This window comes from Sphingomonas sp. FW306-1B-B10E, from assembly GCF_058782005.1.
The window spans coordinates 22,932-45,586 of sequence record NZ_JBYSXG010000040.1 but is presented as its reverse complement, the minus strand read 5'-3'; the positions used below and the strand labels follow the sequence as shown (position 1 = coordinate 45,586).

Annotated in this window: 16 protein-coding genes and 1 riboswitch; of the genes, 4 read left to right on the top strand and 12 right to left on the bottom strand. The window is 67.4% G+C overall.

Features of this window, described 5'->3' with window-relative positions; translation table 11 throughout:
* Positions 1-40: 40 nt before the first annotated feature.
* The 3 genes from gcvH to AC3WJI_RS15270 form a co-directional block, all read right to left on the bottom strand.
* A complete protein-coding gene (gcvH, locus tag AC3WJI_RS15280) occupies positions 41-409 on the bottom strand; it encodes a glycine cleavage system protein GcvH (RefSeq protein WP_404334263.1) in 369 nt (122 codons plus the stop codon).
* Position 410: 1 nt separating this feature from the next.
* Complete coding sequence (gene gcvT, locus AC3WJI_RS15275; protein ID WP_492758140.1) at positions 411-1,571, bottom strand: glycine cleavage system aminomethyltransferase GcvT; 1,161 nt, start codon at positions 1,569-1,571, stop codon at positions 411-413.
* Positions 1,572-1,729: 158 nt separating this feature from the next.
* Positions 1,730-1,825: riboswitch (glycine riboswitch) on the bottom strand.
* 99 nt (positions 1,826-1,924) lie between these two features.
* Positions 1,925-2,533 (bottom strand): hypothetical protein, encoded by a 609-nt coding sequence (locus tag AC3WJI_RS15270; RefSeq protein ID WP_492758139.1) that lies wholly within the window; start codon positions 2,531-2,533, stop codon positions 1,925-1,927.
* Between the two features lie 143 nt (positions 2,534-2,676).
* Here AC3WJI_RS15270 and ispH point away from each other — a divergent pair, with 143 nt between their 5' ends.
* From ispH to rnhA, 3 genes are read left to right on the top strand one after another with little or no spacing between them, the layout of a single operon-like run.
* Positions 2,677-3,630: a 4-hydroxy-3-methylbut-2-enyl diphosphate reductase gene (gene ispH / locus AC3WJI_RS15265; protein ID WP_492758138.1), complete on the top strand. Its 954-nt coding sequence runs from the start codon at positions 2,677-2,679 to the stop codon at positions 3,628-3,630.
* A gap of 48 nt (positions 3,631-3,678) precedes the next feature.
* Entirely contained in the window at positions 3,679-4,635 is a 957-nt protein-coding gene (gene thrB / locus AC3WJI_RS15260) for a homoserine kinase (RefSeq protein WP_492758137.1), read from the top strand.
* Positions 4,632-5,075: a ribonuclease HI gene (gene rnhA / locus AC3WJI_RS15255; RefSeq protein ID WP_492758136.1), complete on the top strand. Its 444-nt coding sequence runs from the start codon at positions 4,632-4,634 to the stop codon at positions 5,073-5,075. The genes thrB and rnhA overlap by 4 nt, the downstream gene beginning before the upstream one ends.
* A gap of 94 nt (positions 5,076-5,169) precedes the next feature.
* On the opposite strand, the gene AC3WJI_RS15250 is transcribed toward rnhA, so the two are convergent.
* From AC3WJI_RS15250 to AC3WJI_RS15225, 6 genes are all read right to left on the bottom strand, one after another.
* A complete protein-coding gene (locus AC3WJI_RS15250) occupies positions 5,170-6,153 on the bottom strand; it encodes a sensor histidine kinase (protein ID WP_492758135.1) in 984 nt (327 codons plus the stop codon).
* 140 nt (positions 6,154-6,293) lie between these two features.
* Positions 6,294-6,977, bottom strand: coding sequence for a Fe2+-dependent dioxygenase (locus tag AC3WJI_RS15245; RefSeq protein ID WP_492758134.1), 684 nt, complete (start codon positions 6,975-6,977; stop codon positions 6,294-6,296).
* Positions 6,971-7,666, bottom strand: a complete 696-nt coding sequence (locus AC3WJI_RS15240; protein ID WP_492758133.1) for a tetratricopeptide repeat protein — start codon at positions 7,664-7,666, stop codon at positions 6,971-6,973. The genes AC3WJI_RS15245 and AC3WJI_RS15240 overlap by 7 nt, the downstream gene beginning before the upstream one ends.
* 3 nt (positions 7,667-7,669) lie before the next feature.
* Positions 7,670-10,183, bottom strand: coding sequence for a TonB-dependent receptor (locus AC3WJI_RS15235; RefSeq protein WP_492758132.1), 2,514 nt, complete (start codon positions 10,181-10,183; stop codon positions 7,670-7,672).
* A 104-nt stretch (positions 10,184-10,287) separates the two neighbouring features.
* The gene (locus AC3WJI_RS15230; RefSeq protein WP_492758131.1) at positions 10,288-11,799 is read right to left on the bottom strand and encodes a tryptophan halogenase family protein; all 1,512 of its coding nucleotides are present in this window, start codon (positions 11,797-11,799) and stop codon (positions 10,288-10,290) included.
* Between the two features lie 29 nt (positions 11,800-11,828).
* Complete coding sequence (locus AC3WJI_RS15225) at positions 11,829-13,136, bottom strand: cation:proton antiporter (RefSeq protein ID WP_492758130.1); 1,308 nt, start codon at positions 13,134-13,136, stop codon at positions 11,829-11,831.
* A 280-nt stretch (positions 13,137-13,416) separates the two neighbouring features.
* Between AC3WJI_RS15225 and AC3WJI_RS15220 the strand changes: the two genes are divergently transcribed.
* Positions 13,417-17,175: a DUF4132 domain-containing protein gene (locus AC3WJI_RS15220; protein ID WP_492758129.1), complete on the top strand. Its 3,759-nt coding sequence runs from the start codon at positions 13,417-13,419 to the stop codon at positions 17,173-17,175.
* Between the two features lie 4 nt (positions 17,176-17,179).
* Here the strand turns inward: AC3WJI_RS15220 and AC3WJI_RS15215 are convergent, their stop codons facing one another.
* Genes AC3WJI_RS15215 through AC3WJI_RS15205 form a run of 3 tightly spaced genes read right to left on the bottom strand, consistent with a single transcriptional unit; the run spans position 17,180 to position 22,655 of the window.
* On the bottom strand, positions 17,180-19,171 hold the full coding sequence (locus tag AC3WJI_RS15215; RefSeq protein WP_492758128.1) for a YehQ C-terminal OB-fold domain-containing protein: 1,992 nt from the start codon (positions 19,169-19,171) through the stop codon (positions 17,180-17,182).
* A complete protein-coding gene (locus AC3WJI_RS15210; protein WP_492758127.1) occupies positions 19,168-20,304 on the bottom strand; it encodes a VWA domain-containing protein in 1,137 nt (378 codons plus the stop codon). Before AC3WJI_RS15210 ends, AC3WJI_RS15215 begins: the two co-directional genes overlap by 4 nt.
* Positions 20,301-22,655, bottom strand: a complete 2,355-nt coding sequence (locus AC3WJI_RS15205) for a DUF5682 family protein (protein ID WP_492758126.1) — start codon at positions 22,653-22,655, stop codon at positions 20,301-20,303. The genes AC3WJI_RS15210 and AC3WJI_RS15205 overlap by 4 nt, the downstream gene beginning before the upstream one ends.

Here is a 22,655-nt window from a genome sequence, read left to right as displayed (position 1 = left end):
CACCCCAACCCCTCCCTTGAAAGGGAGGGGCTTTGAACAGTCAAAGCTTGCTCACGAAATCCTGGTACGCGGCCTCATCCATCAGCGCGTCGAGTTCGCCGGCGTCGGCGAGCGTCAGCTTGAAGAACCAGCCCTCGCCCTCGGGGTCCTCGTTGACCAGGGCCGGATTGTCGGCGAGCGCGGCATTGCCTTCGATCACCGTGCCGGCGACCGGCGCGTAGACGTCCGACGCGGCCTTGACGCTCTCGACCACCGCCGCGTCGTCGCCCTTGCTGACCGTCTTTCCCTCTTCGGGGGTCTCGACGAACACGATGTCGCCGAGCTGGCTCTGGGCATAGTCGGTGATGCCGACCGTCGCGGTCTCGCCGTCGACGTCAATCCACTCATGATCTTCGGTGAAATAGCGCATGTCAGGCTCCCTTTCTGACGTAACGATGGGGCACGAAGGGCATGGTTGCGACCTCCGCGTGATGAACCTTGCCGCGCTGGGCGAGCGTGATGCGCGTCCCCGGCACGGCGAGCGCGACCGGCACATAGGCCATCGCGATCGGCTTCTGGACGGAAGGCGCGAACCCGCCACTGGTGACCTTGCCGACTTCGCTGCCGTCGGCATCGACCACCGCGGCGCCTTCGCGCACCGGCTGGCGGCCTTCGACGATCAGTCCGACGCGCTTGACGATCGCGGCGCCCTCGCGCTCGGCGATGATCCGGGCGTGGCCGGGGAAGCCGCCTTCCTCGCGGCGGCGCTTCGACAGCGCGAAGCCGAGATCGGCGGCGACCGGGGTGGTCTCGAGATCGAGATCGTGCCCGTAGAGCGGCAACCCCGCTTCGAGCCGCAGCGAATCGCGCGCGCCGAGCCCGATCGGCTTGACCTCGGGCTGCGCGCACAGGGCCTCCGCGAACGCTTCGGCGGCCTCGCCTGGCAGCGAGATCTCGAACCCGTCCTCGCCAGTATAGCCCGAGCGGCTGATCCAGAGCGGATTGTCGTTCCACTCGAAAGCGGCGGCGGTCATGAACACCAGCGCGGAGACGCCCGGCACGACGCGCTCCAGCGCGGTCACAGCCTCGGGTCCCTGCAGCGCAAGCAGCGCCTGCTCGTCGAGATGGCTGATGCCGATCTCGTCGGGGAGCAGCTCGCGGAACACGCCGATATCATCCCATTTGCACGCGCCGTTGACGACCATGTAGAAATCGCCGGCTTCGCTCTCGAAGCCATTCTCGGCGGGGAGGCGCGTGACCATCAGGTCGTCGTGGATTCCGCCATTGTCGGCGAGGAGCAGCGAATAGCGCATCCGCCCCTCGCCCAGGCCCTTGATGTCGCCCGGCAGCAGGGTTTCGAGCTGCGCGTCGACCTCGGGGCCGGAGAACAGCAACTGCCCCATATGGCTGACGTCGAACAGCCCGGCATGGTCGCGCGTCCAGAGATGCTCGGCCATGATGCCTTCATACTGAACCGGCATCTCATAGCCCGCGAACGGCACCATCCGCCCGCCGCGCGCGCGGTGCCAGCTGTCGAGCGGAAGCTGCAGGATCTCCGGCGCTTCTTCGGTTTCGGGAACGTCCACGCTCATCAAAAGGCACTCCGCACGAAAGGAAACGAGAGTCGCAGCGCACCCGCGGCACGCCTGGTCCCTCGCCCCCTCTGTCACGGAACCTGAGAGCTTTCCTCCGGACGTGCCGGAGTTACCCCTTCGGTGGCCGCTTCCGGAGCGGCGCTTTCCAGAGTGTCACAGTGCGCGCGGTCCCTGTTGCCTGAGAGATTCCGGGGCGGTTGCTCCTTCGGCGGGCAGCCCTCGAAGGACCGCCACTCTCCCGCGCGTACCTATGGCGATTCCCCGCCATCGACGCCGCGAGCCTTGGCCGGGGCCGCGGATCGAGTCAATTGCGAAACGCTTCTCCCCTCCCGCTCGCCGGAGGGGAGAGCTTAGCGCGTGACGTTGTACTTCAGCTGGTCCTCGGTGAGCTGGAAGCCGACCAGCGCCTCGAAGGTCGAAGCGAGCACCGCCGAGCGGACCGCCGGATCGGCGAGCGGGTCCATCGCCGCGGCCTCGTCGCCGGCCTTGCGCTTTTCGGTGAGGCGCTTGCGCACTTCCTCGGGCAAGGTCGCCGCGGCGCGATCGATATTGGCGGTCCCCTGCCCGCTCGCCTGCGCGCGCAGCTGACCGTCGGCGAAGCGGACGGTGACCTGGCCGATGCGCTTGGCCGTGACGTTGGTGCCGCCGCGCACCACCGTGATGAAATAGGGCAAGGTCACGTCGCGCGCCGGCCCCGGCTGGTTGCGCCGCGCGAGCACGTCGAAGGTCACGTTGGTCAGGATCTGCGGGCCGGTCTCGTCGCAGGTCGACTGGACGTTGGTCATCGTCGCGGTCACGTCGATCGCGCTCGCATCACGGCTGTTCGCCGGATTGAACAGAGTCACGTCGCCGGTGCCGGCGGGAATGCCGATATGCGGGCAGGCCGAGCGCACCGCGGTGATACCGCCCTCGGCGATCTCGCCGGTGCGGGAGCAGCCGCCGGCGGCCAGTAGGATCATGGCAGGGACGGCGAACTTGGCGAGCGACACGGGCGGTACACCTTTCAGACGGAACAACGGGCCGCGCACGCGCGGCCCGGAAACGGCGGCACCATAGGAACCGCCTTTCGCCCGCGCAAGCAATCGCGTAGAGCGCGGGTGCCATGGACGTGACCGCCAAACCGCCGCTCGAACTGCTCATCGCCGCCCCGCGCGGCTTCTGCGCCGGGGTCGACCGCGCGATCCGCATCGTCGAGCTGGCGATCGAGAAATACGGCGCGCCGGTCTATGTCCGGCACGAGATCGTGCACAACAAATATGTCGTCGACACGCTGCGATCGAAGGGCGCGATCTTCGTAGAGGAGCTCGACCAGGTACCCGACGGCGTGCCGGTGGTGTTCTCCGCACACGGCGTTCCCAAGGCGGTGCCGGCCAAGGCGGCCGAGCGTGGCCTCTCCTATCTCGACGCCACCTGCCCGCTCGTCTCCAAGGTCCACCGCCAGGCCGAGCGCCTCGTCGCGGCCGGGCGGCACATCCTGTTCATCGGCCATGCCGGCCACCCCGAAGTGATCGGCACCTTCGGCCAGGTGCCCGCAGGCGCAATGACGCTGATCGAGACGGTGGAGGATGCGGAGGCGATCGCAGCCCCGGATCCGGACAACCTCGCCTTCTTGACGCAGACCACCTTGTCGGTGGACGACACGGCGGCGATCCTCGAGGTGCTCAAGCGGCGCTTCCCGGCGATCCTCGCGCCTGGTCCCGACGACATTTGCTACGCCACGTCGAACCGCCAGGGCGCAGTCAAAGCGCTCGCCGGGCAGGTCGACCTGGTGCTGGTAATCGGCTCGCCCAAATCGTCCAATTCGCTGCGGCTGGTCGAAGTCGCAGTGCGGGAGGGCACCTGCGCGACCCTGATCCAGCGCGCCGACGATATCGACTTCGCCTGGTTCGACGGGGTGACCAGGGTCGGGCTGACCGCCGGTGCCTCGGCGCCCGAATTGCTCGTGCGCGAAGTGGTCGAGCGGCTGGGCACGCGCTTCGCCGTGACCGAGCGCGAAGTCGAGACCGTGGCCGAGAACATCGCCTTCAAGCTGCCGCGCGGCCTCGAAGCGGCTTGACCGATTCCACTCCTCTCCCGAAAGCGGGGATGACGTTGGGGGACGAAGATGGCGGTCTACACACAGGTATCGGCGGAGGCGCTGGGCGACTTCCTGGCGCGGTTCGACGTTGGCGAGCTGGTCTCGGCCAAGGGTATTGCCGAGGGCGTCGAGAATTCGAACTATCTCGTCGACACCACCAAGAGCCGCTTCATCCTGACGCTCTACGAGAAGCGCGTCGCGGCGGACGACCTGCCCTATTTCATGGCGTTGCTCGACCACCTCGCCGCGAAGGGTTTGCCCGTCCCACCCGCGGTGCCCGACCGCGACGGCACACTGATCCACGAGCTGGAGGGCCGGCCCGCCTGCCTGATCCAGTTCCTGTCGGGCGTATCGGTGTCGCACCCCACCCCCATGCAGGCGCGCGCCGCCGGCGAGGCATTGGGCAAGCTGCACCAGGCCGCCGCTGATTTCGCCGAGGTTCGCGCTAATACGATGGGCGCGGACGCCTGGCCCGAACTGGTCGAGCGGATCGGATCGGACTTCGAGACAATCGCACCCGGGCTCACCGCCAAGGCGCAGCAGGCGCTGAACCGAATCCAGCGCCATTGGCCGCGCGACTTGCCGACGAGCGCGATCCACGCCGACCTCTTCCCCGACAATGTGCTGATGCTCGGCAACCGCGTCACCGGCCTGATCGACTTCTATTTCGCCTGCACCGACATCCGCGCCTACGACCTTGCAGTGATGCACGGCGCCTGGGCGTTCGACGGCAATGGCGAGAATTACGCGCCCGCGGTCGGCGATGCGCTGATCGAGGGCTATTCCGCGAGCTTCGGCCTGTCCGATGCCGAGCGCGCCGCGCTGCCGATCCTCGCCGAGGGTGCCGCGCTGCGCTTCTTCCTGACGCGCGCCTGGGACTGGCTCAACACGCCCGCCGACGCGATGGTCACGCGCAAGGACCCGCGCGCCTATATTCGCCGGCTGGACTTCTACGCCGCAAACGGCGACGCGCTCTTCGCATGACCGAGCTGCAACATGTCGAAATCGCCACCGACGGCGCCTGCAAGGGCAATCCCGGGCGCGGCGGCTGGGGCGCCGTGCTGCGGATGGGCGGAGTCGAGAAGGAATTGTCGGGCGGCGAGCCGCACACCACCAATAACCGCATGGAGCTGATGGCCGCGATCCAGGGGCTCAAAGCCCTCAAGCGCCCGTGCCGCGTCACGCTGTCGACCGACAGCCGCTATGTCATGGACGGGCTGACCAAGTGGATCCATGGCTGGATGAAGAACGGCTGGCGGACCGCCGACAAGAAGCCGGTCAAGAATGCCGAGCTCTGGCAGGAACTGCTAGCCGCGTCGAAGCCGCACCGCGTCGAATGGGTCTGGGTCAAGGGCCATGCCGGCCACCCTGACAATGAGCGCGCCGACAAACTGGCGAGCGACGCCGCACTGGCGCAGCGTTAGCCGGGCGGGAACCCTCACGGCATCGAAGCGGGCGGGAAGCTTTCAGCCGAAGAGCGGATAAGCGGACGTTCCCTTCAGCATCGCTTGAAGCATCTCAAGAGGAGAGGAGGACGCGCTCATCCAGCGTCACCCGAACACAGCATCCAGGGCCAGCATCCTCCCGCTCGACATTCCCCCCGAGCTGCTTTGCCAGCAAGCGGACCAATTTGGAGCCCAGGCCGGGATTTGCATCAGTGGGGCAACCCACTCCGTCATCGATCACCGTCGCGACGATATTCGTGCCATCCGCTGCGATATCCACTTTGATAATCCCGCCCCGCTCGGTGGGATAGGCATATTTCAGGCTGTTCGTCACGAGCTCATTGACGATCAATCCAACATGGACTGCGACGGAACTCGGCACGAAGATAGGAGCGCAATTCACGCGGACCGCTATCGGCCGAACGTCGCGCAGAAGGTCGCCGAGCCCGTGACATAGAGCCGTGACATAGTCCGACAGGCCAACCATCCCACCCCTGCCATCACCTCTGAGCCGCTCTTGCGCTTGTGCTACCACGAGCACGCGGGCGTTGGCAGCGGCGAGGGCCTCGCGGACGGCAGGCTCTTGGCTGGCATTCATCTGAAGAGTGATCGCCGAGCTTATGATCGCGAGATCGTTCTTGGTTCGGTGCGCCAGTTCTTCCAGGAGCAGCGCCTTGGCCGCTTCGCTCTCGTCCAGGTGCCGAATGGATTCCCGCAGAGCTTCGGTTACCCCGGACATAATGAAGCCGATCATCACGAACAGAAACAGAGCGAAGGCATTTTGCAGCCCGATGGCAAAGGAGAAAATTGGCTCGATGAAAAAATAGGCAGATATCGTCGCGCTCAACACCGTGGCGAAGATGCCTGACCCCCGGTCGAACAACAGGGCGCAGAGAAACACCGCGGGTATGAACAGCAACAACGGGAAATGCTGAAGCGGATCACTAAGGGAATAGCGAAGCAAGGCCGTGGTGGCGATGATCGCACCCGTCGCGCCGTACCGTAACGCCACACCAAACTTTCGCCGAGGCAGCAGACGAACGAGCATGTTTTCCATGGGTCTTGAACTTGATGCCATTCCCATGGTTCCCGCCGCTAAAGGCGCCTCGCGAACTGCCGGATAACACTAACTTATCTTGGCTTCGAAATGCTTCGGCCGTTCGCTCTAGGCCAATCGCGCGGCAAAGCGTCCTCCCCTCAGCTGTCCGCCCAGCTGCGCAGGAGGTTGTGGTACACGCCGGTCAGTTCGATCACCGAGCGGTCGGCGCCGCCGAGTTGGCCGGTCAGCCGCTGCACCGCTTGGTCGAGGTCGAAGAGGATGCGGCGATTGCCGTCGTCGCGGACCATCGATTGGAGCCAGAAGAACGACGCGACGCGCACCCCGCGGGTGACCGGCGTGACGTGATGCAGGCTCGACGAAGGATAGAGCACCGCGTGCCCGGCGGGCAGCTTGACGCGCTGTTCGCCGAAATGGCCCTCGATCACCAGCTCGCCGCCGTCATAGGCGGCGGGGTCCTCGAGGAACACTGTCATCGACAGGTCGCTGCGGATGCGGAATTCGGTGCTGCGTTGGATGCGTATGGCGTTGTCGACATGGGTGTCGAAGGCCTGGCCCTCGCCATAGCGATTGAACAAGGGCGGGAAGACCTTGAGCGGCAGCGCGGCGGCGAAGAACAGGGGCGAATTGCCGAGCGCGTCGAGCAGGATCGCGCCGGCCTCGCGGTGCGCGGCGCTGCCCTCGGGAAGCTGCTCGTTGCGCTTGGCCAGCGCCGATTGCGCACCCGAGGTAGCATTGCCGTCGATCCATTCGGCGGCGTCGATGATCGCGCGTACCCGCGCCAGCGTCTCCGGCGACAGCAGATCCGGGATCGCGATCAGCACAATGCCTCCTCCAGCGCCGGCCAGGACGCGCGCAGCCATAAGCGGGCTTTCTCGACAAAGGCCGGGGTCGCGGTCTCTCGGCACCGGGCGAGCCAGTGCCGTGCTTCGTCGACATGGCCGGCATCGAGCAGCAGACGGGCGTGATTGAACGCGCCGCGGAAATCGCCGCCTTCGGCCGCCCGCGCATAGCATTCGGCCGCCTTCTTCATGTCGCGCTCGACCACCCAGCCATCCTCGTGGAAGCTGCCGACATAGTTGATCGCCTTCGCATTGCCCATCGCCGCGGCCTTTTCGAACCAGGCGAATGCGGCGGGCCTGTCCTCGGCGACGCCCTCGCCCAGCGTCAGCGCAGTCGCGTAATTGTACATGCCCCAATCGAGCCCACGCGTCGCGGCGATGCGGAAACATTCGGCGGCGCGGACCTTGTCGACCGCGACGCCCCAGCCGAGATCGTAGCACCGCCCGACCATGTTGAGCGCCATCAGATGGCCCTGCGCCGCGGCCTTGTTGAACCAGGCGAAGCCGGCGCGGGCATCGCCCGCATCGAGCAGCATCTGGCCATGGACGGCCTGCGCCTCGGCGACGCCGGCCTCGGCGCCCTCGCGAATTAACGCCGCCCGCGCCTCCGGCGAACCGGAGAGGCGGGCGACGATCTCCTGGGGGGAGATTCGGTCTAGTGCTTCAGACAAATGTCAGAACTTGAACCCGATCGTCGCGAAGGCCGAGCGGCCCGGCGCGATCGCGGCATAATGCGAGGTATAGGCCTGGCTGAAATAGGTTTCGTCGGTGATATTGTTCACGTTGACGCTCAGATCCACTTGCTCGCTGATCTTGTAGCCCAGCCGGGCATCGAAGCGCCAATATTCGGGGATCGTGCGCAGGATAATTTTGGTCGCCGGGTTCACCGTGACGACGCCCGCGGCGTTTTGCGTCGCGCTGCGGTTGTCCTGATATCCGCCGAATACGCGGCTGGTGTAGAAGGCGCCGCCCCCGATGCTGAGACGGCTGGTCGGCTTGAGATCCGCCCAGAGGGTGAAGCTGTCGCGCGCGGTCTGGGTCGCCTGGCGGCCGGTGTTGACCGAGGGAACGAGCACGACCTTGGCCGGCTGGAGCGTCACGCCGCCGACCGTGATCGCCGGAGCGGTGAGCGCGGTGAACCCGCCGTCGATGATCTTGGGGTCTAGATGGGTGTAGCCGCCGAACACCGTCAGCCACTTCGTGACATTGCCGTTGAAGTTGAACTCGATACCGCGGATGCGGCGCTTGCCGATGAACTCGATATTGTTGTCGGGTCCGGTAACGCGGGCATTGTCGGTGTCGGTCTGGAAGGCGGCGAGCGTCAGCGACAATTGCTCGTCGAACAGATTCGCCTTGGCACCGACTTCGTACGACTTGGTCTTCTCGACCTTCAGCGCCTCAAGGATCGCCAGCGCCTGCGCGGTGTTGGTCGTGCCCAGGCCGTTGCCTTCCTGGCCTTCGCCCAGGACGCTGTTGGGCGGCGTAGCCGCGGTGGCATAGCTGGCGTACAGGCTGGTGTTCGCGGTCGGCTTGAAGACCAGACCGGCCTGCCAGTTGAACAGGTTATTGTCCTTCTCCAGCGTGAAGGTACCGGTCGCGCCGGCGACCAGCGGCGGCGTCACACGGCTTTCGAAACGATCGTAGCGTGCGCCCAGGTTGAGGATCAGCGACGGCAGCAGCGTGATCGAGTCGAACGCGTAAGCCGAGAGCGTATGCGCGTCGTTCTGGGTCTCGGACGTGGGCGCACCCTTGACGATCGGCACCACCGTGTTCGACGTGTCGCTGGCATAATTGACCCAGGGATCGTTCGGGTTCGGGTTGAACAGGCTGGTGCAGTAATAGCGGGCGATGGTCGCCGCGTTGCAGCGCGGGGAGATCGTCGAGCCGGAGGCCGAGACGAATGCGCCGCGGCGCGACTTTTCCCAGCTGATCTCCGTCCCGATCGCGAAGCTGTGCTTGATCGAGCCGGTATTGACCACGCCGTAAAGGTCGGTCTGGTTCGATAGCGCCTCGGTATAGCCGTAGCGCGTGTTGCCGCGCCGCCAGACATAGCCGCCGGTCAGCACGTCGCCGCGGGCGCCCGCTGCGCCGGTGGTCGGATTGGTCGGCGCGGTGCCGAATACATTGCCCTGGCTGTCGTCGGGCAGGAGGAAGATATAGGCTTGGTCGTTGCGGGTGTAGCGCGCGCTGTTGCGCAGCGTGACCCCGCCGAAATCGTGCTCGACGCGCAATGTCGCCTGATTGGTCGTGGCATCGCGGAAATCGCGCGCCTTGAGGCCGTAGAAGGTGCTGCGGTCGACATGGCCCTTGACCCCGCCGATCGTGGTGATGTCGCCGATCGCAGGCTCCGAATAGATCTCGCCGGTGCCCGGCGCGTTGGCCAGCGTGTAGAGGAACGGGATGCCGCTGTCGGGCAGCTCGTGGCTCTCGAGATAATAATAAGCGATCGTCAGCCGCGTGTCGGTGCCGAGGCCCAGCGTCAGCGAGGGCGCGAAGCCCCAGCGGCGCGACCAGATCGCGTCGCGTCCCGCGACGTCCTGATCGTGCCACATCGCCGCCAGCCGCACGCCGATAGTATCGGTGACCTGCTGATTCACGTCGAGCGTCGCGCGCTTGTAGTCGGCAGTGCCGACACTGCCCGTCGCCTGGACGAAATTGCCCGCGACCGGCAGCTTGGTGATGATGTTGATCGAGCCGCCAGCGCTGCCGCGCCCGCCGAGCGTCGAATCCGAACCGCGGACGATCTGGACCTGCTCGACCGCGAATACTTCGCGAGTCTGTGCCGCGACGTCGCGCACGCCGTCGACGAAGGTCGAGCCCTGGCTGTCGAAGCCGCGGATGAAGGGGCGGTCGCCGATCGGATTGCCGCCCTCGGCCGCGCCGAAGGTGATGCCGGGGACAGTGCGCAACGCGTCCGCCAGGGTGGTCGAGCCGGTCTGCTCAATCACGTCCTTGGGAAGCACCACCACCGAGCGCGGCGTGTCGACGACCCGCGCGGTGGCTTTGGGGCCGACCAGCTCGGCATTCTTGGCGCCGGTGACGATGACGTCGTCACGGTCCTGCGCCGTCCGCTCCTGGTCCGTATCGGTATCCGGCGCGTCGGTGGCGTGCGCTGGCGCCGAGCTGATGAACCCGACGCAGGCAAGCGCCAGGAATGCCGGCGACGCGGCGCTGTTCGAACGACTCACTGATTGGCCCCTTTGCTCTTAGCAGTGTCGGGCTGTCAGCTATTGCGAATGAGTCACAACGTCAATGCTATTGCGAATAAATCTCAAGTTGGTCTCGTCTCTGGCTAGGCGGGCGCGAGCGCGGGACAATAAGAGCGTATGAAATCCCGGTGGTTAGGCATTTTCGCGACCAAGGCCCGCACCTCGTTACGCATGCGATCGAGTTGGCCATGCAATTCCTCGGGCGGCATCAGCTGGGCGAGGCGGTGATAGCCCTGCGGGGCAAAACGCTGTCCGAGCAGCACCATCGCCCAGCTCTCGACGCGGAAGAGTTCGTGATCGAGCTTGTAAGCGCGCGCGTCCTGGCGCCACAATTGCAGCCGCTCCTTCAGCGAAGCGGGGATCTCCATCGTGCGGCAGCGGCGCCAGAATGCAGAATCGTCGCGTTCGGTGACGTGATAATGGAGGATGATGAAGTCGCGGATGCATTCGAACTCCAGCCGCGACTTCTCGTTGAAATGCGCGATCAGCGCGTCGTTGCAGCCGTTGAACGGAAAGTCTTGGATGAGGCGCGTCACGGCGGCCATCATCAAATGGATGCTGGTCGATTCCAGCGGCTCGATGAATCCGCCGGCGAGCCCCAGCCCCACGCAGTTTCGGCTCCACGTTTTGACCCGCATGCCGGTCTTGTAGCGCAGCAGCCAGGGCTCGACGGTTGGCTCGCCCTCGATCTCGGCCAGCAGCCGCGCACGCGCCTCGTCGTCGGACATGAACTCGTTGCAGAAGACGAAGCCATTGCCTTCGCGGCCCTGGAGCGGGATGCGCCAGCGCCACCCCGCCTCGTGTGCGATGGCCGATGTGTAGGGCTGAAACGAATCGGGCGAGCGCGACTGCACCGCGACCGCGCTGTTGGTGGAGATCCAATGGCCCCAATCCTCGAATTCCACGCCCAGCGCCTGGCCGAGGAGCAGCGAGCGAAACCCAGTGCAGTCGACGAACAGATCGCCTTCGATGCGCGCGCCCGATTCGAGCGCCAGCGCGTCGATGAAGCCGCTCTCAGGGTTGAGCTCGACCGTCTGGATCTTCCCCTCGATCCGCCGGACCCCGGCCGGCTCGGCGAGGCTGCGGAGGAAGCGCGCGTAGCGGGTCGCGTCGACATGATAGGCATAGCCGATATAGGGGGCCGCATCGAGCGCCATCCGGCCGGCCTCGCCCGCCACCCATTCGAGGCAATATTCGCCGAGATCGCCGCCGACGCCGAGCGCGCGGGCGTGCAACCAGAAATGATGGAAGTCCGCCATCCACGATGCGCGCGTGCCGATCGTGCCGAACGGGTGGATGTAGCGATCGCCGATCCGGCCCCAATTCTTGAACTCGATGCCCAACTTGAAGGTGGCCTGCGCCGCCGACATGAACCGGGCTTCGTTGATCCCCATCAGATCGTGGAAGCCCTTGAAGGTCGGCACGGTCGATTCCCCGACGCCGATCGTCGAGATCGCATCGGATTCGACCAGGGTCACGTCGATGAGCGGGCCGAGATGCCGTTTCAACGCAGTGGCGGTGACCCAGCCCGCGGTGCCGCCGCCGGCGACCACCACGCGCTTCACCCGCGGCTCGGACGACAAATCATGCTGCATTGTTCATTTCCTGAGATGGGGGGCGGTAGTCAGCGCGCGGGCGCCGCCACGGGCCGCACCGGTGCGCTCTCGTCTTCATCTTCGGCGAGATCGCCCAGCATGCCCGCGGCGCGCGCCCGGCGGCCATAGACCGCCTCGAACAGCGGGGTGGCCATCAGCGTCGTCACGATCGCCATCACCACCAGCATCGAGAACAAGGCCGGCCCGATGATCCCTTTCTGCAGGCCGATGTTGATGATGATCAGTTCCATCAGCCCGCGTGCGTTCATCAGCGCGCCGACCGCCATCGCCGTGGGATTGTCCTGACCGGTCGCGCGCGCGGCGGCCCAGCAGGCCACGCCCTTGGCAAGGATCGACCCGGCGACGACGACCGCGGCGATGCCGGCGATCTGCCAGCTGTTGATCATGGCGAGCTGCGTATTCAGCCCCGAGAAGGTAAAGAACATCGGGACCAGCAGCGCGGTGGTGAAGGGCTCGACCTGCTTCCGGATCTCGCGGCTCAGTACCCCGCGCGGCATGGCGACGCCGAGCAGGAAGCCGCCGAACACCGAGTGAAGCCCGGCCGCATCCATCGCCCAGGCGCTGAGCGCGAACAACATGAGGATTATGGCGAGCAGCTGCGGGGTGATGCGGCCTTCGCGCTCGGCGGCGCGGGCGAGCGGCGCAAGAAGCTTGGGACCGAGCAGCACCATGAACGCTGCGAACGCCGCGCCGCCGATTATGGCCTTGACCGCCACCAAGGGCCCCGCGCCGAAGCTGGCGAGCACGATCGCGAGCACGGTCCACGCCCCGGCATCGTCGATCGCGCCGGCCGAGAGCGACAGCGAGCCGAGCGGCGTGCTGGTGATGCCGCGCTCTTGGATGATGCGGGCGAGCACCGGGAATGCCGTGATCGAGATGCACGCGCCCATGAACAAGGTCGCCTGCACGTTCGTCACGCTCGGCCCGAACAGCTGAAGGCCGAACAGCCAGGGCGTGAGCGCGATCGCGACGAGGAAAGGCGCAGCCATGCCGGAAAACGAGACTGCCACCGCGCTCTTGGCGTTGAGGCGAAAGTGATCGGTGCGGAAACCCAAGCCGACCATGAACATGTAGAGTCCGACACCGAGCTGCGCGGCGACATAGAGGATCGATTTGGTTTCCTTGGGGAAGATCATCGCCTGGAGATCGGGAGCGAACAGCCCCAACAGCGACGGCCCCAGCACCACGCCCGCGATCATCTCGCCGATCACCTGCGGCTGGCCGAAGCGCTTCATGATCAACCCGGTCGCGCGGCACGCGGCGAGGATCACGAATACCTGCATGAAGAACGCGACGCTGAGCTCGCCTGGACTCATTTCCCTCTCCCCGTTCCGTCCGCCCACCGACAACGTTATCATCGCTGTCCGGCGCTGGCGTTCCGGCGGAGGCAAAATGGCCGTTTCGATCGGTGAAGCGCAAGGAAAATCGCGCGGGTCGGGGTCGCGGCTAGCGGCGGCCATCACGCGGGGGCATCGGTCGCTAGAGATGAGATCACCGATCGACGCAAATATCGAGCGCCCAGGCAAGTAAGCGTCAGAATTCGCAATTCATAAACCGGCGCACTGTAGTAGGTTTCCGCAAATAGGGGGCGAGCGGATGGCATTTGGCGACATCTTCAAGCGTGCGAGCTTCGGCAAAAAGGGAGTCGCGCCGCGCGAGGACATGTTTTCGCTCCATCCGGCGATGAGCGCCGAGTTGCGGCGGCTCGATCTCTTCAAGCCGGATCTGGGCGCGCAGGCCATCCGCTACGTCGCGCTGGGTAGCGACGCCGGCGTACTGGATACGATCGCTGCCAGCGGCAAGGCGACGCCGGTGCACACTACGCTATTTTACCGCGACTCCGAGGGGAAGTCCACGGCGGAACGCGCCACCAATCTCGCGCTGGCGCGCGGCGAGATCGATCCTGGCGCGCATGTCGCGCGGCTGATGATGGTGCGTTACACGGTGCAGCCGTCCTATCTGTATCGCTTCGGACAGACTATCGCGCCCGGGGAAGTGCCCGTGATCGCGCTGTGCGCAGCGCTGGACGTCGGAATCCACGCCTCGCAGGTTGGATATTCGACACCGTGGGAAACGATCGTCCCCGTCCACCGTCTGCTCGACCTGATGGTCGGTGTCGGGGGCGGCGTGCGCGACCTGTTCGCGTTCATCCTTCGTCGCACCGGCACGGAATTCATTGTGCCGGGCAGCTGGCAGGAGAGCGAAGCGTTGGCGGCGCTCGCACGCGCGCACCCGGCCGATTTCGCCGCGGCGTTGCTCGGCGAGTCGGAGCGCCGGCGCGCCGCCCTGAAGCTCACCGAGCACCACAAACTGGGTACCCTTCCCGAGGTCACCGCGGCGCTGCTCGCCTTGCTCACAAAGCCCTATCGCAAGGACGATCGCGAACTTGCCGCGATGACACTGGCGCGGATGGAAAGCGCGGCGCTGCTGCGCGTGCTGGAGAATGCGCTGCCGACCGCCGACATCGATACGCGCCTGGGCCTGGTGCAGGCGGCGGGGCGCAACGGCGCGCCCGAACTGGTCGCATTGCTCGGCGAGCGCGATAAGGTCGAGAAGGCGGCCAAGGTGAAAGCGGCGATCCAGGCACTGCGCGAGGCCGCAGGATCGCAGTCCGCGGCACCGGACCAAGGCGCCGGCTATGCCGCGATCGACGACAGCTTCGTCGCGATCCCGCCGGCACCCGAGCTCGGCGGAGTCGGGGCGCCTTCGCCCAGCGACGAAGACTGCGATGCGTTCATGGCGTGCATCGAAGCGATCTCCGCACGCCGCGCGGAGCAGCTGGCGAAGCATGGTTCGGCCAATCCCGAACATGTCAGCCACTTGCAGCCGCTGACCCGCGACGAGATCGAGGCGACGTTCGAGATGCTGACCGAGGGCACGCCCCTCCCCCGCGGGATCACCCGGCTGCTGGCCTGGGAGCTTCGTTCGCTGGCAGAATTCCGCACCTGGTATGACGGCCTACTCGACCGGCTGCCCTTCGCGGTGGCGCTGCGATCGATGCGCGGCGCCGGCTATGGCGAATTGAGCAAGATTGCCGGCTACCAATATTTCTACAATGACGGCGAGCGCTGGGCCACGACCAAGCTGCGCGAGTGGCTGGAAACGGGCCGATGCGGGATACGCGAGATCATCGCGGCCGATCGCTTCGTGCACGAGGCGCTTGTCGCCGGCGGAAATGAATTGCCCCCGTTCGATCCGGTCGCGCCGCTGCGCAAGGAATTTTCGCAGAGCATCTATGGCAACGGACCCGCAACGTACGAAAGCGCGTGGAAGGAGCTGCCGAGCGAAGCCGTATGGCCGTGGCTGGCGAACAATCTGCAGATTTTCGACGAGGCGCTCGGGCTGCGGCCGACCCAGATCGCGATCCCGCTGAACCGCGCGATCGCCGTGCTGGAACTGCTGCCGGCGGTGCCGCAGCGATATCTGGCGCGGCTGATCGAGCTCGCGGTCACCGAAAACCGCGCGTTGCGCCGCCGGATCCGCGCGGTGCTGCGTCCCGCAAAGGGTCTCGACCAGCGCATCGAGGCGTTGCTCGACGATGCGCGCCAACAGGTGCGGGCGAACGCCGCAAGCTGGCTCGCCGACATCCGCGCACCCGGCGGCGAGACGGCGATGCGCAAGCGGCTGAAGAAGGAGAAGTCCGATCCCGTGCGCACCGCGCTGATCGAGGCGTTGAAGCGCCTGGGCGCGGACCTGTCCGACGTGATCGGTCCGGCGTCGCTGATCGCCGAGGCCGCCAAGGCGGCGGAAAAGGGCGTGCCGGAGCTGCCGGAGTGGCTCGCCGGCGCGGGGCTGCCGATCGTCCGCTTCGCCGACGGCGCGACCCTGCCCGAAAGCGTGCTGCGCCATTGGTTGGCGCTGGCGATCCGCCTCAAGGATCCGGGCGCGACGGGGCAGTTCGGCATCTATCTCGACCAGCTCGATCCCGCCGACGCCGCCACGCTCTCCGGCTGGGTGCTGGAAAGCTGGATCAATTTCGACACCCAGACGGCGTCGCTGGAGGATGCCAATGCCTATGCGGCGGCGAACTACACGAAGGACTGGCGCTGGCTATACCAAGCGCAGACAACCGAGCTGCGCGACGAGATCATCGCCGACATGCGCCGCCAGAAACTAGGCGAAATGCTGAACTCGGGCTCGGACACCAAGGGCGTGTTGGCGCTCGCCTGCCGCGCCGATCCCGTCTGGGCGGCGAACCGGGTGCGCTGGTATCTCAAGAAGCACGGCCGGCGATCGAACCAGGCAATGGCGCTGCTCGATCTGCTCGCCGGAATCGGTGCGCCGGCCGCATTGCAGGTGGTGATCGCGGCGTCGGCCCGGCTCAAGCAGAAGAGCACCCAGGCGCGCGCCGCGGAGATCGCCGAGCGCTATGCCGAGGACCGCGGCTGGAGCTTCGACGAGCTCGCCGACCGGACGGTGCCCGCGGCCGGCTTCGATGACGACGGCGTGCTCGAACTGCCCTGCGGCCCCGAGGCCAAGCCCTATAGCGCCCGGCTCGACGCCGCACTGGCGATCCATCTCTTCAACCCCGAGGGCAAGCCGATCAAGGCGCTCCCCGCCGGTGACGACGACACCAGCAACGAATCGCAAAAGGCGCTGTCGGCGGCGAAGAAGGAATTGAAGCAGGTCGTCGAGCTGCAGGCGGCGCGGCTGTTCGAGGCGATGTGTGCCGAGCGCAGCTGGCCGGTGGCGGATTGGCGCGACGCCTTTCACGCGCATCCGGTGATGCGGCGGCTGGTCGAGCGGCTGGTCTGGCAGGGGCTCGACGCGGACGGCGCCCCGCTCGGGCTGTTCCGCCCGACCCAGGAGGGCGACTTCACCGATGCGGCGGACGAGGCCGTGGACGTGGATACCTTCGCGCGGCTGCGGCTGGCGCATGGCGCGCTGTGCGACGCGGCGACCTGCCAGGCGTGGATCGCGCATCTCAAGGACTATGCGGTCTCGCCTTTCCTGTCGCAGTTCGACGCCCTGCGCGCGCCGCTCCCGCGAGAGATGGCAAACGCGGAACAGATCGCCGACCGGCAGGGCTGGGTCGCAGAGAGCCTGACCTATCGCGGCGTTGTCGAGAAGCGCGGCTATGCGCGGGTGATGGGCGATGGCGGCGGGTGCCAGGAATATGTCAAATCCTTCCCGGTCCAGGGCATCTCGGCCACGATCCATCATAGCGGCAGCAACGCGCAGGACGAGAACAACCGGATCGCCTTGAAGCAGCTCAGCTTCACGCGCGTGCGGCACAACCGCTTCCTCGCGCTGCACGAAGTTCCGCCGGTGATCCGCGGCGAATGCTGGGCGGATTATCATGCGACCGCGGCCAAGGGCGCATTCGATCCCGAGTGGAAGAGCTTCTCGTGGTAAGCGGCTAGCGCAGCAGCGGCGCCGAAATCCGCTGCTGCCGCGCGACGAGCAGGCCGTATGCGGCGGCGAGCATGGCCGAGGGGCTCCCCGCCGCGCGCAGGCGCTCGGCGAGCGCCGGCAGCCCGTAATCGTCGAGCCGGCGCGCATGCACGGCGAGACCGCTGGTCTCCGCGCCGTCGAACGGCTGCACCGCTCCGCTTTCCATCTGGTCCAGCAGCTTGCGCCATGCTCCGGCGAGCGCGCGATCGGTGCCACCGCGCGGAACCCGGGCGAAGCGCCGCGCGCCATTGCCCCGCAGTCGAGCGAACCAGTCCTGGACGATCCCGCTCTGGCCGCGCCCGGGGGCGTAGGGACGCTGCCACAAGGTCAGGTCGATCGCCGCGCCGGCGCCGAACAAAGTGATCGGGCGCGCTTCGAGCGCATCGCCGGCGCGTATCAAGCGGACCAATACCATGCCGGTCCAGCCGCTGCGGACATTGGCCTCCAGCGCGTCGATCGCGCTCGCCCCCAATTCGTCGTGATCAAGAGTCAGCGCCAGCCATTCGCCCGTAGCGTCGCGCACCGGCCAGACCAGCTGCTGCGCGAGATCGTCGAACCATGGCAGCGCAGTCGCACTCGGCGCCAGCAGGCACCCGACCGGCGCCTCGGCAGCGTCGAGGCCGAGCCCGGCCTGATCGAGCCATGCCGCGCGCAGTCCCGACCAGTGCCGCACGACGCCAGGCCAGTTGAGATCGGGCCGGACATCGCGCGAGGTGATCGTCGCGCGCGCGCCTGCCGGCGCCGACAAGCGGTCGTCCTCGGAGCGCCCCGCGCCGTCCAGCGCGATCTCGGCATGGGCGAGCACCGCGAGCGGCTCGCTTTGCCACAGAGGTTGGGTCCGCCACGCCTCGCCCGGCTTGAAGCTGGGGTCTTGCCCGGCGCCGCGCGCGAGCGTCGTCGACAGCCAGCGGCCGGTCGCCGGCTCGACGAACCATGCGGTCACGCCCCGCGCGCCGGCATCGGTGCGCCACCGCTCACCGCCACATCCGACCAGGGCCAGCGGCGCGGACGGCGCGAAATCGCGGCGCACCTTGCCCGCGAGCCGAGTCAGTCGGTCGGGATCGCTACCGGCCAGCGCGCGAGTCAGCACAAAGGCAGTGGCGGCAAGCTCGAGCATTCGATCGGGATCGAAGCCGAGCGCACGCTGGCGACGCAACCGCAGCTGCGCAGCGATCGCGCGCAGCATCGCCGCCAGTCGCGGCAGGCTGTCGGCGCGCGAGGAGACCGATAGCGCGAACAACGATTCCTCGAGCGGCAGCGGCGCGAGGTTGAAGCCGAGCAGGGCGACTTCGCCCAGGCTGGCGGAAACGCGGTCGAGGAAAGCGGGGTCGACTTGAACCGCCTCCGCCGGGGCCTCGTCCTCAACGGATTGCGGCGGCGGCGCCCCGAAATGGCGGCGCGCGGCGAGCACCGCGGCGGCATGATAGGCCTTGGCGCGGGTCTTGGGCGCCTTGGAGACGATGCCGTCGAAGCCCTGGCCGCGCAGGATGCGGACGGGCTCGTCGAGATCTGCAAACTGCACCGCAATCACGTTGGAGGACGGCTCGACCATCGCCGCTTCGGCCAGCTCGAGCGCGGCGCGCCAATTGGCCTTGCCTGACCAGCGTTCGAGCGCGGCCGGATTAAGCGCGGTGACGATATCCTCGGCCGCGCCGGCGGGCTCCTCCGCCGTGGCGCTGTCGTCGAGGCTGCGCAGAAACAGGGTGGCGGCGATGCGGTGCCGGCAGACCGCGACCGACTTGCAGGCGCAGTCCGCCGCGCGCGGGCCACGCATGTCGATCGCGACCAATTGGCCGTCGGCCTCGACCGCGGCCTTGCCTTCCCCCGCCGAAAACAGCCGCAATTTGCCTTCGTCGAGGTCGCGATGCGCGCGCCGGACGAGCCCGGGATTGGCGAGCGTCGCCAGCGCGTCGTCGTCAAAAGCGGCGAGGCTCGCCAGAAGCGCCGCGTCGATCATGCGATCACCCCGCCGATCCACTCGGCAAATCGATCGGGGGTGAGCGCCGCGACCTGCATGCCGCAGCCTGCCAGCCGCTCGGCCATGCGCCGATCATAGACTGGCGCGGCATCGTCGCTGAGCGCGCCTAGCCCGAGCATCGTGACTCGCGCCGATGCCATCCGCCGCGCCGCCGCAAGCATGTGCGCGACCGATCCGCCCTCCTCGAAGTCGCTGACCAGCACGAAGACGGTGCGGGTCGGCTGGGTGATCAGTGTCTCGCAATATTCCATCGCGCCCGCGATATCGGTGCCGCCGCCGAGCTGGACCGACATCAGTACCTCGACCGGGTCGTGCGCCTCGCTGCTGAGATCGACGATCGACGTGTCGAACACGATCAGCTTGACGTCGACGGCGGGCAGCGCCGTGAGGATCGACGCCATGACCGCGGCATAGATGGTCGAGGCGAGCATCGAGCCCGACTGGTCGACGCAGAGGATGATCGTCCAGGGAAGGCGGCGCCGGCTGCGCCCGAAGAAGCGCAGGCGATCGGCGACGATCACGCCGCGCTCGGCATCCCAATTCTTGAGATTGTCGCGGATCGTCGCGCGCCAGTCGAAATTCTGCATCGACTTGAGCTGGCTGCGGCGGAAGCGGTTGGGCCGCCCGGCGAGCGCCGCCTCGACCCGCGGGCACAGTCGGCGGACGATGTCGTCGACGATTCTGCGAGTCACTTCGCGGATCTTCTCGCGCATCGCCGGATCGGCGGTGCCCTTGAAGGCGATCAGCGCCTTTAGCAGGTCCTTGTTGGGCTCCAGCGCGTCGAGCACCGTGGGATCGGACAGCAATTCGCGCATCCCGAGATTGTCGATCGCATGCGCCTGGACGGTCTCGCACACCGATTGCGGGAACAGGTCGCGAAGTTCGCCGAGCCAGCCGAGCGGGGTGAGCTGGGTGGGATCGAGCGAGCCCGACCGGTCTTTCGCGTCCTTGCCGCGCCGGAGGCCGCGCCGCTCCATCTCACGGGTATAGAGATAGTCGAGCGCACGGTCGGCGCGGCGTTCGGCCCCGCTCATTCCCTCGGCCGGGAGCGAGCGCTCGGCATAACGCCCAAGCGCCAGCCGCCAGCGGCGCAGGAGGACGGGATCGCTCACGCCACCCTGTCCCGCGTCAGCACCTCGGCCAGCGCGCGATCGAGCGCGAGATTGGCGGCGAACTCGGCTTCGGGAATGTCGATCTGCGCGGCGAGCCCTTCGGGGCGCGCGCCGATATGCGTCGCGACTTCCTCGGCCAGCCGATCGACCTGCCGCGGATCGAGCGGCATCAGCGCGAGGCGCAAATGCGGCAGCAGCGCGTGAAAGCCCGCATCGTCGAGCCCCGCGACGATGTCGTTGAGCGCGGTGATGATCTCGGGCGTGGTCCATAGCAACTCGCGCGCGACCGCGATCACGCCGCCGAGAAAGGCCAGCCGCTCGCCGGGATCGACATAGCCGCTCGCCAGCTCGCCGCGGAGCCGCGCGCCGAGCGCGTCGGGATCGCCCTGGCCGTCGATCAGCGCAAAGGCGGTCACTGCGCCTGCCAGCATCGGCGCGAGCGGCTGTGCCTGCAGCCGGGCGAGCGCTTCGTCGAACAATGCGATCTCGATCGCCGCGTCGGACGCCCGCGCCAGCTCGATCAGCCCGCGCAGGTCCGCCAGCGCGTTGACGGCGTCGCGCAATTGGTCTTCGCCGCTATCCGCCAGCTCGGGCAGCAGGATCATCACGCGCCGCCACGCCGCGCCTATCAGATGGTCGAGCGGGCCCGCGTCGGCGATTCCCAGCGCCTCGCGCCCGCGGCGGAGCAACAGGAGATCGACGAGCGCGGCGACGACGGAACTCAGTTGGGGGTCTTCGATGACCTGGGTTTCGACCAAGGCGAGCACGGCATTGGCGCCCTCGCCGAGCCCGGCGCGGCACGCCGCCGAGAACAGGTCGATCGCGGCCAGCGCGCTGCGCCCCCTGCCCTGTTCGGACAGCGCCGCGAGCTTCTGCGCGAGCACGAAGGCCAGCGCTTCGGGCAAAGTGTCCGCCGCCTCGGACAGCTCGATCAGCCGCGATTCGACGAGCGGCGACCAGCATACCGACCAGACTTCATGCAGCCGATCGAGCGCGACGTCGTTTCGGAAATCGGGGCCGGCGGTGCGCTGGCTGAACGGCGTATCGATCAGCGCCATGGCGTGGCAGAAACGGCTCGCGGCACGGTGGCGCGGCTTGCGGTAGATATCGAGCTCGCGGCTGCGGCGCTCGCCGTCCGCGACGGCGAAACCCAGCGACCGCGCTTCGGCACGCACTGCCTCGACCAAGGGTGGCGAACCCGCCGAGGGTGGCACTTCGCCGATCGCCGATCCGGTGAGCCAGGTGCGCAGCGCATCGAGAAGCGGCACCTGCTCGACCGGGATCTCGTCCTTGATGAAGCTCGATCGGATCGCATCGAGGATGTCGTCGCGGGCGGGAAACGGCCGTCCGCGCAGCGCCGCAAGCCGCTCGGCCTGTTCGACGGCATTGACAATCACCGGGAAGGACGGCGCTTCGATCCCGCTCGTGGCCCTGAGATGCGCCGCGAAGCCGGTGATCAGCGCCAGCGCCAGTCCGGCGCCGCCTTCTGCGCGCGCCTGCCACAGCCGATCGTAGAAGCCCGGCAGCGGCAGCCCGGCGCCATAGCCGCGCAGCGCGTCGAGCTGCCGCATGCCGTAGCGGATCATGTACGACCGGCCCGCGCCCGCTTTTGCCGCGACGGGCTTGGCCAAAGCGGGTTCGAACAACGCAGGCGCATGAAAACCCCCGACCACCGCGACGATCGGCCCGGCGACCGCCGCGCGCGTCTCGGCGAGGATCGCGCGCATCTGCGCCTCGCGCGCCAGGGTGCCGTCGCGCTCCATTTCCGCGGGGTCGGTGGCGGCGCGGATGCAGGCGCAATAGCGCGCGAGATCGGCGAAGAAGCCGCGCCAGTCCGCTTCGGCGATCCGCGCCTCGAACAACTGGTCCCACACTTCATTGCCGTCGCGGCAGCCGAGCGCCTGGGCCAGCGCGGTGACATAGCTGCCGGCATCGAACGGCCGCTCGTCGCCGAGCAGCGAGCGCGCGGGCTCGCCGGTCTCGTCGGACAACATCTCGCGCGATGTCGATGGCAGGTCGATGAAGCGGACCGGCAATTGCCGCGCCGTCGCTGCCTGCAGCGCGATCAGCTCGGGACTATGCGCGCAGAAGGGGAAATAGGCCGCGACGCGCCGCGTGGCGTGGCCGGGCTCGGCGTCGCGCAGCGACACGATCGCGACCGGCGCGCGCGTCCGGGGATCGCAGAGCAGGTCGATCAAGGTGTCGAAGTCACACGGCCCCTCGACCAGGATCGCCGCCGGCTGGACCGCCGCGATCAGCCGATCGAGCTGCGCAGCGCAGGCCGGGCTGTGGTGGCGGACCGGCACCACCCAGAGATCGCGCGCGGGATCGTGGAGCGGAACGTCCTCCAC